At 64.6% G+C, this 13,146-nt stretch carries 12 protein-coding genes; 9 read left to right on the top strand and 3 right to left on the bottom strand.

Annotated features, from left to right (window positions below):
* Window positions 1–70: 70 nt before the first annotated feature.
* Both ACOI1H_RS02480 and ACOI1H_RS02475 read left to right on the top strand, forming a co-directional pair.
* Window positions 71–2,068, top strand: coding sequence for an acetyl-CoA carboxylase biotin carboxylase subunit (locus ACOI1H_RS02480; protein ID WP_422435139.1), 1,998 nt, complete (start codon window positions 71–73; stop codon window positions 2,066–2,068).
* Window positions 2,065–2,442 carry a hypothetical protein gene (locus ACOI1H_RS02475; RefSeq protein WP_422435138.1) on the top strand — a complete coding sequence of 126 codons (378 nt, stop codon included), beginning with the start codon at window positions 2,065–2,067 and terminating at the stop codon, window positions 2,440–2,442. The genes ACOI1H_RS02480 and ACOI1H_RS02475 overlap by 4 nt, the downstream gene beginning before the upstream one ends.
* 10 nt (window positions 2,443–2,452) lie before the next feature.
* Here the strand turns inward: ACOI1H_RS02475 and ACOI1H_RS02470 are convergent, their stop codons facing one another.
* Complete coding sequence (locus ACOI1H_RS02470) at window positions 2,453–2,938, bottom strand: DUF4174 domain-containing protein (RefSeq protein ID WP_422435137.1); 486 nt, start codon at window positions 2,936–2,938, stop codon at window positions 2,453–2,455.
* A gap of 72 nt (window positions 2,939–3,010) precedes the next feature.
* Here ACOI1H_RS02470 and ACOI1H_RS02465 point away from each other — a divergent pair, with 72 nt between their 5' ends.
* Genes ACOI1H_RS02465 through ACOI1H_RS02435 form a run of 7 tightly spaced genes read left to right on the top strand, consistent with a single transcriptional unit; the run spans window position 3,011 to window position 9,356 of the window.
* Window positions 3,011–3,979, top strand: a complete 969-nt coding sequence (locus ACOI1H_RS02465) for a hypothetical protein (protein WP_422435136.1) — start codon at window positions 3,011–3,013, stop codon at window positions 3,977–3,979.
* Window positions 3,980–4,010: 31 nt separating this feature from the next.
* A complete protein-coding gene (gene scpA / locus ACOI1H_RS02460) occupies window positions 4,011–6,137 on the top strand; it encodes a methylmalonyl-CoA mutase (RefSeq protein WP_422435135.1) in 2,127 nt (708 codons plus the stop codon).
* Complete coding sequence (locus ACOI1H_RS02455; RefSeq protein ID WP_422435134.1) at window positions 6,137–6,760, top strand: VOC family protein; 624 nt, start codon at window positions 6,137–6,139, stop codon at window positions 6,758–6,760. Before scpA ends, ACOI1H_RS02455 begins: the two co-directional genes overlap by 1 nt.
* On the top strand, window positions 6,760–7,239 hold the full coding sequence (locus ACOI1H_RS02450) for a GNAT family N-acetyltransferase (protein WP_422435198.1): 480 nt from the start codon (window positions 6,760–6,762) through the stop codon (window positions 7,237–7,239). Before ACOI1H_RS02455 ends, ACOI1H_RS02450 begins: the two co-directional genes overlap by 1 nt.
* 10 nt (window positions 7,240–7,249) lie before the next feature.
* A complete protein-coding gene (locus tag ACOI1H_RS02445; protein ID WP_422435133.1) occupies window positions 7,250–7,930 on the top strand; it encodes a TerB family tellurite resistance protein in 681 nt (226 codons plus the stop codon).
* Between the two features lie 5 nt (window positions 7,931–7,935).
* Window positions 7,936–8,964, top strand: a complete 1,029-nt coding sequence (locus ACOI1H_RS02440; RefSeq protein ID WP_422435197.1) for an endonuclease/exonuclease/phosphatase family protein — start codon at window positions 7,936–7,938, stop codon at window positions 8,962–8,964.
* Between the two features lie 5 nt (window positions 8,965–8,969).
* Entirely contained in the window at window positions 8,970–9,356 is a 387-nt protein-coding gene (locus ACOI1H_RS02435; protein ID WP_422435132.1) for a hypothetical protein, read from the top strand.
* Here ACOI1H_RS02435 and ACOI1H_RS02430 read toward each other — a convergent pair.
* Both ACOI1H_RS02430 and ACOI1H_RS02425 read right to left on the bottom strand, forming a co-directional pair.
* A complete protein-coding gene (locus ACOI1H_RS02430; protein ID WP_422435131.1) occupies window positions 9,353–10,900 on the bottom strand; it encodes a Ppx/GppA family phosphatase in 1,548 nt (515 codons plus the stop codon). The two genes, ACOI1H_RS02435 and ACOI1H_RS02430, sit on opposite strands and share 4 nt — an antisense overlap.
* 77 nt (window positions 10,901–10,977) lie before the next feature.
* Window positions 10,978–13,143, bottom strand: coding sequence for an RNA degradosome polyphosphate kinase (locus tag ACOI1H_RS02425; RefSeq protein ID WP_422435130.1), 2,166 nt, complete (start codon window positions 13,141–13,143; stop codon window positions 10,978–10,980).
* Window positions 13,144–13,146 lie beyond the last annotated feature (3 nt).

The raw sequence follows: 13,146 nt of genomic DNA, 5'->3' as shown, positions 1-13,146 counted from the left end.
CGCGGACCACGACCATCGATCGCCGTCGGGGCCTTGCCCCGGCGGCGATTTTCGTTTGAAGGACTGACACATGTTCAAGAAGATCCTGATCGCCAACCGGGGCGAGATCGCCTGCCGCGTCATCAAGACGGCGCGCCGTATGGGCATCGCGACGGTCGCGGTCTATTCCGATGCGGACCGCAATGCCCTGCACGTCAAGATGGCGGACGAGGCGGTGCATATCGGGCCGAGTCCCGCCAATCAGTCCTATATCGTGATCGACAGAATCATGGATGCGATCCGCCAGACCGGGGCAGAGGCCGTGCATCCCGGTTACGGCTTCCTGTCCGAGAATCCGAAATTCGCGCAAGCGTTGCAGGCCGCCGGCGTCGCCTTCATCGGCCCGCCGGTCAAGGCGATCGAGGCGATGGGCGACAAGATCACGTCCAAGAAGCTGGCGCAGGAGGCGGGTGTCAGCACCGTGCCGGGCCACATGGGGCTGATTGCCGATGCGGACGAAGCGATCAGGATCGCGGGACAGATCGGCTATCCGGTGATGATCAAGGCCAGTGCCGGCGGCGGTGGCAAGGGCATGCGGATCGCCTGGAAGGAAGACGAGGTCCGCGAGGGGTTCCAATCGTCCAAGAACGAGGCGGCGAACAGTTTCGGCGACGACCGCATCTTCATCGAGAAGTTCGTGACGCAGCCGCGTCACATCGAAATTCAGGTGCTCGCCGACAGCCACGGCAATGCGGTCTACCTGCACGAGCGTGAGTGTTCGATCCAGCGCCGTAATCAGAAGGTCATTGAGGAGGCCCCGAGCCCGTTCCTTGATGAGGAAACGCGCGCCGCGATGGGCGCGCAGTCGGTCGCATTGGCGCAGGCGGTGGGTTACACGAGCGCCGGCACGGTGGAATTCATCGTCGACGGCGACCGCAACTTCTACTTTCTTGAAATGAACACACGCTTGCAGGTCGAACATCCGGTCACGGAAATGATCACCGGCATCGACCTTGTCGAACAGATGATCCGCGTCGCGGCGGGTGAAAAGTTGCCCTTTGGGCAAAGCGATCTGACGATCAACGGTTGGGCCATCGAAAGCCGGCTTTATGCCGAAGACCCCTATCGCGGGTTCCTGCCGTCCATCGGGCGGCTGACCCGCTATCGCCCCCCGGTCGAGGAGGCGACGGATCAGCGCGCGGTGCGCAACGATACCGGCGTGTTCGAGGGCGGTGAGATCAGCATGTTCTACGACCCGATGATCGCCAAGCTGTGCACCTGGGCTCCGACCCGCGCAGAGGCGATCGAGGAGATGCGTCTCGCGCTTGACGGGTTCGAGCTGGAAGGGATCGGGCATAACCTGCCGTTCCTCGCGGCCGTGATGGATCATCCGAAGTTCACATCCGGCGAAATGACCACCGCCTTCATCGCCGAGGAATTTCCCAACGGCTTTGACGGGGTGGCACTGGTAGACGTGACCCTGAAGCGGATTGCGGCCGCGGTGACGGCGATGCACCGGATCAGCGAAATCCGCCGGACCCGGATCAGCGGGCGGATGGACAATCACGAACGTCACGTCGGCTCTGACTGGAATGTCGCGGTGCAGGGGCAGTCCTTTGATACGCTGGTCAAGGCGGACAGGAATGGCGCGGATGTGACGGTCGCAGGCCAGACCCTGCGCGTCGAAAGCACCTGGCAACCCGGCCAGCCCCTTGCCCGGTTGACCGTGGACGGCAGTCCGTTGGTGCTGAAGGCGGCGCGCATCCCCGGCGGCTACCGCGTGCGGCACCGGGGGGCCGATCTGAAGGTGCACGTGCGCACGCCGCGTCAGGCGGCGCTGGCCCTTCTGATGCCGGAAAAGGTTGCCACCGATACGTCGCGGCTGCTCCTGTGTCCGATGCCGGGCCTGATCGTGAAGGTCGATGTCGCGGTGGGCGACGAGGTACAGGAAGGCCAGACCCTCTGCACCGTCGAGGCCATGAAGATGGAGAATATCCTGCGCGCCGAACGGCGGGGCGTGGTGTCAAAGGTCAATGCAGCAGCCGGCGACAGCCTTGCGGTCGATGATGTGATCATGGAGTTCGAATGACCCGAAGGCTGCCGCTTGTCGTGATCTGGGCCATGGCCTGCGTGGTTGCCATCGCGGCGGCCCTGGGTGCGCTGATCGTGATGATTCCGGACGGGGCGATCACCTACGCCACTGAACTGCCTGCGACCACATACACGACGCCGATGATCGCGGTCATCGTCTTCTGGGGCATCGTACGCGCCTGCGGCGTCCCGCTGGAGCCGATGCGCACCTTCGTGCTGGGTGCCCTTGCAGTCTATGCCGTCCTGTATCTGGTCGGTCGGATCATGGCGGTCACGGGGTTCAGTCCGCTGCTGGTCTGGGTCCTGAACCTGCTGGTCCTGCTGGCACTGGCCTGGTGGGCTGTGGCTGCGGCAGGGCGCGGGCGACCATGACCGGTCCGGACTACGGGTCCACGCCACGTCGGTCCTGTATTTCCTGCTGCCGCATCGGCATCTTGTCGATGGATCGCGACAGTTCCCGGACGTCCCAGGGCCGCGTCTTGCGCGCCTCGATCTGGCCATCCTTGCCCACTAAGGCCAGCATGAACCCGCGCGGACGCAGCTCCAGCCGGATGTCGCCCCGCGCCTCCGGGTCGGTGTCGAAGATCACAACAACGTCACGCAGGGCAAGCTCTTCGGGCCGGTCTGCGAACAGCTCCATCTGCTGGACGAACTGGGGATCGTTGGGCGAATCCGCAAAGACGACAACGGGGCGCGCGACCCATTGGAACGCGCTGAGGTCCAGCCCGGCGGCATCGACGGGCAGCGTGCGGTCCGCATTCCATGCGGCTACAGGGTCGGTCTCTTCTGCCTGGGCAGGAACGGACAGGGTCATGGCAAGGCCAAGGACGGCAAGGATTATGTGCTTCATGACTTTGCATATAATCATGAAACCGGCCTTTACGATGCGCCATATCGCCCCCCGGATCACAGTTAACTCGATCTTGAAGGCGCGGCACGCATGATGATCACCGTGCAGATGCCCCGCGATCCGGTCGGGTCGCTGTGGGGAACGGTGCGGCAAGTGATCGAGACGGTTTTTCACATCGGGGCCCATCGCTGTGCCACGACGACATTTCAGGCCTATCTGGACCAGAACAGGCAGCCGCTGATCCGTGCTGGCATCATGCCCTGGACGCCGTCCGTCACACGCGAAGGGTTGTTCGACCGGTTGGTGCGCCCGCCTGCGCAGGACGATCCTGGCTTGGACGCGCAGGCCGCGCGACGCATTGCCAACCGTCTGTCCAGCATGGAACGGCGCGGCGTGCGTCAGCTGCTGGTGTCAGAGGAAAACATGATCGGCACGCCGCGTGACAACATCGCGCGACAGGCCCTTTATCCGGGACTCGCGGCGCGGCTGGCGCGGTTCCGCGATGCCTTTGGCGGACGCGTGGACCGCATCGGTCTCGTGATCCGGGGATACGAGGCATTCTGGGCCTCCTCCATCGCGTTCGCAGTCATGGCTGGGACTCGTGTGCCGGGGGCCGAGGCGTGCAAGCGCATCGCCAATCAACCGCGCTGTTGGGCGGATGTGGTCTGCGATCTGCGTCGCCTGTGTCCGGATACGCCGATCTCGGTATGGACGTTCGAGGCGTTTGCGGGACGTCCGCGCCGCCAGCTGACGATGCTCAGCCGCGACCCGCGGGTGGCGCACATGCTGGACCAGACGCCGGTCTGGGCAAACCGCAGTCGGGATACCGACACGTTGCGCGATGCACTGGTCCGCCAAGGCCGCCCGGACGAGGCGGCGCTGATCCCGGACGCCCCCGGGGCCTGGATGCCTTTCGATGCCGCGGATCGTGCGGCGCTGGCCGCCCTTTATGCCGATGACCTGACGTATTTGCGCGGACAAGACGACCCGCTTTTGACCTTTACCGAACGCACCGCCATCAAGATACCATCCGTCCGACAAAGGGCGCAGGGTGCCTGAAGACGACCGACGACAACATGGGGGACAACCGATGACCGACACATCCGCTTGGAAAAAGATCGCAGCAAAGGAACTGCGGGGCCGCGATCTGTCAGACCTGACCTGGCACACCCTGGAAGGCATCGACGTCCAGCCCCTTTACACTGCCGACGACGTGAAAGGCTTGCCGCACATGGGCGGCATCCCCGGGCAGGCTCCCTATACGCGCGGAGTGAAGGCCACGATGTATGCGGGCCGCCCCTGGACGATCCGGCAGTACGCAGGTTTTTCGACGGCAGAAGAATCCAATGCCTTCTACAAGGCGGCGCTGGCGGGCGGTCAGCAGGGCGTTTCCGTCGCCTTCGATCTGGCGACGCACCGGGGCTATGACAGCGACCACCCCCGCGTCGAAGGCGACGTCGGCAAGGCCGGTGTCGCCATCGACAGTGTCGAAGACATGAAGATCCTGTTCGACGGCATCCCGCTCGACAAGGTGTCGGTGTCGATGACCATGAATGGCGCCGTGATCCCGATCCTCGCCAGTTTCATCGTCACCGGAGAGGAGCAGGGCCACGACAAGGCGGTATTGTCCGGCACGATCCAGAATGACATCCTGAAGGAATTCATGGTCCGCAATACCTATGTCTATCCGCCGGAACCCTCGATGCGGATCATCTCGGACATCATACAGTATACCGCCGACAACATGCCGAAATTCAACTCCATCTCGATCTCTGGCTATCACATGCAGGAAGCCGGCGCGAACCTCGTGCAGGAACTGGCCTACACCTTGGCCGACGGGCGCGAATACGTGCGCGCGGCGATCAAGGCCGGCATGGACGTGGACAGCTTCGCCGGGCGTCTGTCGTTCTTCTTTGCCATCGGCATGAACTTCTTCATGGAGGCGGCGAAACTGCGGGCCGCCCGCCTGCTGTGGTCCCGCGTGATGGAGGAATTCGCGCCATCCGACCCCAAGTCGTCGATGCTGCGCTCCCACTGCCAGACCAGCGGCGTCAGCCTGCAGGAACAGGACCCCTACAACAACGTCGTCCGCACCGCTTACGAGGCATTGAGCGCGGTCCTGGGCGGCACCCAGTCGCTGCACACCAACGCGCTGGACGAGGCAATCGCTTTGCCCTCCGACTTTGCCGCCCGCATCGCCCGCAATACGCAACTGATCCTGCAAGAGGAAACCGGCGTTACGAAGGTCGTCGACCCGCTGGCCGGCAGCTACTACGTCGAGAAGCTGACGCACGATCTGGCTGAGAGCGCGTGGTCGCTGATGCAAGAGGTCGAGGAGATGGGCGGCATGACGAAGGCCGTCGCCTCTGGCATGCCGAAGCTGCGGATCGAAGAGACGGCGGCGAAGCGGCAGGCGGGCATCGACCGGGGAACCGAAGTGATCGTCGGCGTGAACAAGTATCGCCGCGACAAGGAAGACCCGATCGACATCCGCGACATCGACAACGCCGGCGTCCGTGACAGCCAGATCGCCCGCCTGAAGAAGACCCGCGACGGGCGCGATCAGACGGCCTGTGACGCGGCCCTGGCCGAGCTTGCCCGCCGCGCGAAAGAGGGCGGCAATCTGCTGGAGGCTGCCGTCGAGGCCGCCCGCCAGCGCGCCACAGTGGGCGAGATCAGCGACGCGATGGAGGCGGTCTTTGGTCGCCACCGCGCCGAGGTGAAAACCCTCGCCGGTGTCTATGGGGCCGCCTACGACGGTGACGCGGGCTTTGCCGCGATCCAGAAGGACGTCGAGTATTTCGCGGCCGAAGAAGGTCGCCGCCCGCGAATGCTGGTGGTCAAGATGGGGCAGGACGGTCACGATCGGGGGGCAAAGGTCATCGCCACGGCCTTTGCCGACATCGGTTTCGACGTGGACGTCGGCCCCCTGTTCCAGACGCCGGAGGAGGCAGCGCAGGACGCCATCGACAACGACGTCCATGTGATCGGCATCTCGTCCCAGGCCGCCGGTCACAAGACCCTGGCACCCAAACTGATCCGCGCGCTTGAGGCGGCGGGTGCCGGCGAAATCCTCGTGATCTGTGGCGGCGTGATCCCGCAGCAGGACTACAAATTCCTGACGGATGCGGGCGTCAAGGCGATCTTTGGCCCCGGCACGAACATCCCCAAGGCCGCGGCCGACATCCTGCGCCTGATCCGCGCGGCGCGTGGCTGATGCAGTCCGAAATCGCGATGCTGACCCTCGATCATATCGCCATCGCCTGCACCGATCTGGACACGGCCGCCAAGGCGCTGTCCGACCGCCTTGGCGTGCCGCTGCAACCGGGGGGGCGGCATGACCGCTATGGCACGCATAACCGGCTGCTGGGGCTGGGAGACATCTACCTCGAACTGATCGCGCTGGACCCGGACGCGGCCCCGACCGGGCGACCTGCGTGGTTTGGCATGGACCATTTCACCGGGCCTGCGCGCGCGGCAAACTGGATCTGCCGGACCGACGATCTGAGGGCTGCCATCGCCATCGCCCCTGTCGATCCCGGCACCATCGTGCCACTGACACGCGGCGATCTGCACTGGCGCATCACCGTACCGGACGACGGCAGACTTCCGCTGGACGGGGCGATGCCGACCATGATCCAGTGGGGTGACGGGGTTGTCCTGCCTGCGACACGCCTGCCGGACAGCGGGTGTCGCCTGCTGACGTGGGAGGTCAGCCATCCGCAGGCTACGCTGCTGCGCGAAGGCCTGCGGCTGACCGATCCTCGCGTGGTCTTCGTGACCGGTGCCATGGGCCTGCGCGCGACGCTGCAAACGCCGGGCGGGACGGTGACCTTGTGATCATTCGCGATGCGACTGCCGATGACGCCGCCGCCATTGCCGCGATCTGGAATCCCGTGATCCGCGACACCGCGATCACCTTCAATCCCGTTGAAAAGACCGCAGCGGATGTGGCCGCGATGATCGCGGAACGTGGGCCAGCGCACGGCTTTCTGGTCGCTGACGACGATGGCGTGCTTGGCTTTGCCACCTATGCGCAATTTCGCGGCGGGGCGGGCTATCGCCACACGGCAGAACATACCGTGATCCTGAACCCGCGGGCGCAGGGGCGTGGTATGGGGCGGGCTCTGATGGATGCGCTGTGCGCCCATGCCAAGGCACGCGCAATGCACAGTCTGTTTGCCGGGTGCAGCGCCGAGAACATGGGCGCGGTCAGGTTCCACGAAATCATGGGTTTCGCACGGGTGGCGGTTCTGCCGCAGGTCGGGCGCAAGTTCGACCGCTGGATCGACCTTATCCTTCTGCAGAAGATGCTCTAGGGTCACACCCATGTCGATCTGGACCCGCATTGCCGACGCCATCGCTGCCCTGCGGGCAGGTGAAAGCCTGTCGGCGGTCTTTGACATGCTGCGCACGCCGCCTGACCGGTCGGTCGCCTTCACCATTGCGGTGATCGCGCTGGGGGCCAAGATGGCCAAGGCCGACGGCACCGTGACGCGCGCAGAGGTTGCGGCCTTTCGCGAGGTGTTCCACATCCCGCCGCAGGAAGAGGCGAACGCGGCCCGCCTGTTCAACATGGCCCGCACCGACATCGCCGGGTTCGAGGATTACGCCGTGCGCATCAGGCGGATGTTCGGTGACGACACGGCACCGCTGTGCGATCTGATGGAAGGGCTGTTCCACATCGCTCTGGCCGACGGCAACTATCATCCGGGCGAGGACGCCTTTCTGTCGCGGGTCGCCGAAATCTTCGGTTTTGACGACCGCAGGTTCGGGCGCATCCGGGCGCAGTTCGTTAACGACGCGGCCCGCGACCCCTACGACGTACTGGGGGTCGATCCAGAGGCCGACATGGACACCATCCGCGCGGCGTGGCGCCAGCAGGTGCGCGACACACATCCCGACAGGATGCTGGCCCGCGGCGTGCCCGAGGAAGCGGTAAAACTGGCTGAAAAGCGCCTTGTCGCAATCAACCGCGCATGGGAAGAAATCGCGGACCTGCGTCAGTGACGGCGCTGCGGTTGGCGACCTACAATGTCGAATGGTTCAACAGCCTGTTCGACGACGCTGGCAGGCTTCTGGACGACGACCAATGGTCGGGCCGCTGGGACGTCACCCGCTTTGCACAGATCGCGGCCCTGGGCACCGTGTTTCGCGCCGTGGACGCCGATGCGGTCATGATCATCGAGGCTCCCGACACCTCGCGTCAACGCAGGACCGGGGCGGCGTTGCACCACTTTGCGCAGCGGTTCGGGCTGCGTACGCGGGCGGTGTTGACCGGGTTCGCGAACGACACGCAGCAGGAAATCGCGCTGCTTTACGACCCCGACCGCATGACGGCGGCACATGATCCGCGAGGCAGCCAACAAGTGCCGCGTTTCGATGGCACCTATGCCGCCGACCTCGACCTAGACGCGCGACCCGAACTGATCCGCTGGTCCAAGCCGCCGCTTGAGGTGACGCTGACCATCCCCGGCCAGGCACCCCTGGCGCTGATCGGGGTCCATGCGAAATCCAAGGCGGCCCATATCACCGGCACGCCCGCCCACGTCATGCGCGTGAACATCGAAAACCGGCGCAAGCAGCTTGCGCAATGTGTCTGGCTGCGAGCCCGCGTGGAAGAGGTGTTGGCGGCAGGCAAGTCGTTGATCGTTTTGGGCGATTTCAACGACGGCCCCGGCCTTGATGAATTCGAGGCGCTCTTCGGACGCTCTGGCGTCGAAATCGTTCTGGGTGAAGGCAAGGCGGTGCCGTTGCACGATCCACACGCCCGGCTGGCCCTGTCGGGCCGCATCGCGGCACAGCCGGCGACAGCGCGGTTCCAGCATGACGGTGTCTATCTGTCGGCGCTGCTGGACTATATCATGGTCAGCCCGGACCTTGCGGCCACCGCCCCGCAGTGGACCATCTGGCACCCTTTCGACACGCCTGCCTGCTATGGCGATCCGACCCTGAGAGAGGCACTTCTGACCGCCTCCGATCATTTTCCCGTCACGCTCGACCTTGTGCTGCCCTTGGCAACGGGCATGTCCCGCCCTACCTGAAGGGCATGAGACAGATCGTGCTTGCCACAGCCCTTGCCCTGACCGCTGCCCCCGTGGCGGCGCAAATGGCCGATCCGCCCACCGAACAGCAAGAGACCCCTCCCGGACGCGATCTGATCGAGGAGGGCGCGAAGCTGTTGTTTCGCGGCCTGCTGAACGAGGCCGAGCCGACGCTGCGCGACCTTCAGGACTTCGCGGATCAGGTCGGCCCGCGGATGCGCGAATTGACTGACCAGATGGGACCTGCGCTGGCGGACATTCTCGCGCTGATCGACGATATCAAGAATTACAGCGCGCCTGAACTGCTGCCCAATGGCGACATCATCATCCGCCGCACCCCCGAAGCACCGACCTATGTGCCGCCTGAACCGGGGCAGGAAATCGAGCTTTAACTGCGGAACCTGACCTCGAAGGTCGCGTCCATCGCCTGTGCCAAGGCGCCCAGACGCGCTTCGGCCACCTCTCCGTACAACGGTCGCGCGCCTGCGGCGAGCATGAGGGTCAGGTGCCTGGTCTTCGACTGCCACTTGATCGTGCCGGGCGGCGTGTCGCCGTCCAACCAAAGCATCGCACCAAAGCGCATGGCACGGCCGAGGATGTCGGCTTCCTTCATCTGTTCGGGCGTGAGCATCGCGAACAGCGGCACGAAACGGCCTTCTGGGGTCTTCGACGAGTAGCGTTTCATCAACGCTAGTCCAAGTTGCACCCGTTCGGTATGTTTCAGCCCGCCAAGGTTGGCACGGGTGGCGTTGTCGAAGGTGATTTCGGCCCGGTAGTCGGGGTGGGCGCGCCAGCTGACGTCGTGCAGCAGGCAGGCGGCCTTGATGATCCGCAGGCGCTGCCAGTTGGCGCGCGGAAACAGCGGCTTCACGAAGTCATAGAGCAGGCGGCCGAAACCGGGTAGCCGGGCATCCTTGGCCTCGGCAAAGCGGCAGGCCTCGATCAGGGGATCGCGTTCGCGCAGGGCGCGCGGCATCTGTTCATACAGCATCCCCTCGCGGATGCCGTAGGATGACACGGCGACGTCCTTGGGTTTGAAGACGCGGACCAGTTCCTTCAACACCAGCACGGCCAGCGGCACCAGCGACATACGGCTGTCCGAAATGCCACAGCGCGCCCGCAGTTCCTGAAGATCAGCGTCGGCGATGTATTGCGCTGTTTCCCCGATGCGCCGCGCCGTCATGCGGTATTCGTGCAGGACGGTCAGCGGATAGTTACGGCGTTCCATGTCGACGCGGGCGATGGCCCGCCACGATCCGCCGACCAGAAACAGGCGCATTCCCGTCTCGTGGTCCATCTTTGCGTGCAACTCGGCCACGATGCCCTTGATATGCGCTTTCAAGGCCTTCTTGCCGCCCTTCACCTCGCGCAGTTTCAGCGGACCAAGCGGCGAGGTGACCCTGTGGCCGACGCGGCCGTCGGACAGGTCGGCCAGTTCCATGCTGGACCCGCCGATGTCGCAGACCATGCCATAGCTGCCGGGCCAACCCAAAAGCACGCCCTGCGCCGACAGCCGCGCCTCTTCCTCTCCGTCGATGACCCACAACTTGATGCCGGTCTCACGCTCCACCTCGGCCCGGAAATCGGCACCGTCGCTGGCTTCGCGCACCGCGGCGGTGGCCACGGCGGTCAAAGGTGCGATGCCCATGCCGTCCGCCAGGGCGGCAAAGCGGCGGATCGCTGACAGGGCGCGAACGCGGCCTTCGGGATTCAGGCGACCGGTTTCCGACAGGCCGGCCCCCAAAGCGCACATGATCTTTTCGTTGTAGAAATAGGCCGGGCTACGGGCCGCCCCGTCGAACACGACAAGCCGGACAGAGTTCGACCCGACGTCCACGACACCGACGCGACCCAGGCTTTGCGCCGCCTCGTCATTGAAAAGGGGGCGGCCGAACGGGCCCCAGTCGATGGTCTCGGTGGCGGTGTCGTCCGTCATCTACTGATCGTCCCGGGTCGTTTCCAGAGGGTCACCATGTGACGCACCCTGCGGCGGAGTCAACGGCACAGGGGCGGTCAGTCGTCGGTGTGGGTCAGTTGCGGCACGTCGGATGCACCCGCCGATCCGCGACCCGACAGCGACGGGTTTTCCATGAAGAACCGATGGCAGTTGAAGGCGAAATCGCCTTCTGGCCAAGTCGCGCGCACGAACGACCCGTCGGCCTGCATCACCCAGCTTTGCGCCACATCGGCCATGTTCGCGGCCATGATCTGGCTCACGATCTGCGCCTTCACCGTATTGTTCGTGATCTCGACCAGCGTTTCCACCCGGCGGTTCAAGTTCCGGCTCATCCAGTCGGCGGAACTGATGAAGACGCGGGCCTTCTTGCTGGGCAGGCCCTGTCCATTGCCGAAACAGACGATGCGGCTGTGTTCGAGGAACCGTCCGACGATGGACTTGACACGGATGGTCTCGGACAGGCCCTTCACGCCTGGACGCAGGCCGCAGATGCCACGCACGACAAGGTCGATCTTCACCCCGGCCTGACTGGCGGCATAAAGCGCGTCGATCACGTCCTTTTCGATCAGGCTGTTCATCTTGGCCCAGATCACCGCAGGCTTGCCGGCCTGTGCATTGGCGGCTTCGGCCCCGATCATCTCGATCAGCCGTTCCTTCATGCTGATGGGCGAGATGGCAAGGTTCTCCAGCCCCTCGGGCTGCGCATAGCCGGACAGGTAGTTGAACACCTTCGTCGCGTCGCGCCCCAATGCGGCGTCGCAGGTGAACAGTGAAACGTCCGTATAGATGCGCGCGGTGATCGGGTGATAGTTGCCGGTGCCGAAATGGGTATAGGTCACCAGCTTTTCACCCTCGCGCCGCACGACGGTGCTGATCTTGGCATGGGTCTTGTAGTTCAGAAAGCCATAGACGACATGCGCCCCCGCCCGTTCCAGCCGCCGCGACTGGCGGATGTTGGCGGCCTCGTCGAAACGGGCCTTCAATTCCACCAGCGCCGTGACGGATTTGCCGTCCTCGGCCGCTTCGCACAGTGCCTCGACGATGGGAGAGTTGCGCGAGGTGCGATACAGCGTCTGCTTGATCGCCACGACATCGGGGTCGCGGGCCGCCTGCGCGAGGAAGCGGACCACCATGTCGAACGTCTCATAGGGATGATGCAGCAGCATGTCCTTCTGGCGGATCGCGGCGAACATGTCGCCTTCGTGATCCTGCACCCGTTCGGGCACGCGCGGGCTGAAGGTCGGCCACAGCAGGTCCGGTCGTTCGTCCAGCACCAGTTCCGACAGATCGGCAATGCCGATCAGTCCGTCGACGCTGACGACTTCTTCCTCGGTGACGTGCAGTTCCTGCATGATCATCGTGCGCAGCGGGACAGGTGCGTTCTCCGAAATCTTCAGCCGCACGACCTCGCCACGGCGGCGACGCTTCAGGGCGGTCTCGAATTCGCGGACCAGATCCTCGGCTTCATCCTCGAGTTCCAGGTCGCTGTCGCGCAGCACGTTGAAGGCACAATGGCCGCGCGTCTTGTAGCCCGGATACAGCCGCCCGACAAAGTGCAGCAGCAGTTCCTCCAGCGGGACAAAGCGCATGGGCTTACCGGGCAACCGCACGAAGCGGGCGATCTGGGCGGGCACCGGCAGCAGGGCGCGCAGCGGGCGCTTGTCCGTGCCGCGTTCCAGTTGCAGCGCCAGCGCAAAGCCTTGGTTGGGCAGGAACGGGAACGGATGTGCCGGGTCGATGGCCAAGGGCGACAGGACCGGGAACACCTGTTCAAGAAAGAAGTCACCAAGATAAGTCACGTCGGCGTCGCTCAGGTCGTCGCGGGTCAGGATGTGGATGCCGGTCTCGGCCATCTCGGCCGCCAACTGACGGAACACGCCTTGCTGGCGGTCCATCAGGTCGCGCGCCTTGACGTCGATCAGGCCCAACTGTTCCGCCGGGCTGCGCCCGTCAAGGCCGGGTGTCGTGTTGCCCGCGTGGGCCAGTTCGCGCAGACCCGCCACGCGAACCGTAAAGAACTCGTCCAGGTTCGTGGCTGAAATCGACAGGAACCGCAGGCGCTCCAGCAAGGGCACGCGGGGGTTTTCGGCCTCTTCGAGCACGCGCATGTTGAACCCGATCCATGACAGTTCGCGGTTCACGAACCGGTCCGCCGTCGCGGGGTCGATATCGAGCGCGACCGGGTCCGGCAGCGCCCCTTTCAGAAAGTCAGCATTCATCATGGG

The organism is Loktanella sp. DJP18 (genome assembly GCF_049310965.1).
GTDB lineage: Bacteria > Pseudomonadota > Alphaproteobacteria > Rhodobacterales > Rhodobacteraceae > Loktanella.
Note: the sequence above shows the minus strand (reverse complement) of the source record. Positions and strands in the feature narration are given on the sequence as shown.

What these genes read in the sequence shown, in the direction of transcription:
- ACOI1H_RS02480 (WP_422435139.1), top strand. Translation starts at nt 71, where the DNA reads ATGTTCAAGAAGATCCTGATCGCCAACCGGGGCGAGATCGCCTGCCGC.
- ACOI1H_RS02475 (WP_422435138.1), top strand. Translation starts at nt 2,065, where the DNA reads ATGACCCGAAGGCTGCCGCTTGTCGTGATCTGGGCCATGGCCTGCGTG.
- ACOI1H_RS02470 (WP_422435137.1), bottom strand. Translation starts at nt 2,938, where the DNA reads ATGATTATATGCAAAGTCATGAAGCACATAATCCTTGCCGTCCTTGGC.
- ACOI1H_RS02465 (WP_422435136.1), top strand. Translation starts at nt 3,011, where the DNA reads ATGATGATCACCGTGCAGATGCCCCGCGATCCGGTCGGGTCGCTGTGG.
- scpA (WP_422435135.1), top strand. Translation starts at nt 4,011, where the DNA reads ATGACCGACACATCCGCTTGGAAAAAGATCGCAGCAAAGGAACTGCGG.
- ACOI1H_RS02455 (WP_422435134.1), top strand. Translation starts at nt 6,137, where the DNA reads ATGCAGTCCGAAATCGCGATGCTGACCCTCGATCATATCGCCATCGCC.
- ACOI1H_RS02445 (WP_422435133.1), top strand. Translation starts at nt 7,250, where the DNA reads ATGTCGATCTGGACCCGCATTGCCGACGCCATCGCTGCCCTGCGGGCA.
- ACOI1H_RS02435 (WP_422435132.1), top strand. Translation starts at nt 8,970, where the DNA reads ATGAGACAGATCGTGCTTGCCACAGCCCTTGCCCTGACCGCTGCCCCC.
- ACOI1H_RS02430 (WP_422435131.1), bottom strand. Translation starts at nt 10,900, where the DNA reads ATGACGGACGACACCGCCACCGAGACCATCGACTGGGGCCCGTTCGGC.
- ACOI1H_RS02425 (WP_422435130.1), bottom strand. Translation starts at nt 13,143, where the DNA reads ATGATGAATGCTGACTTTCTGAAAGGGGCGCTGCCGGACCCGGTCGCG.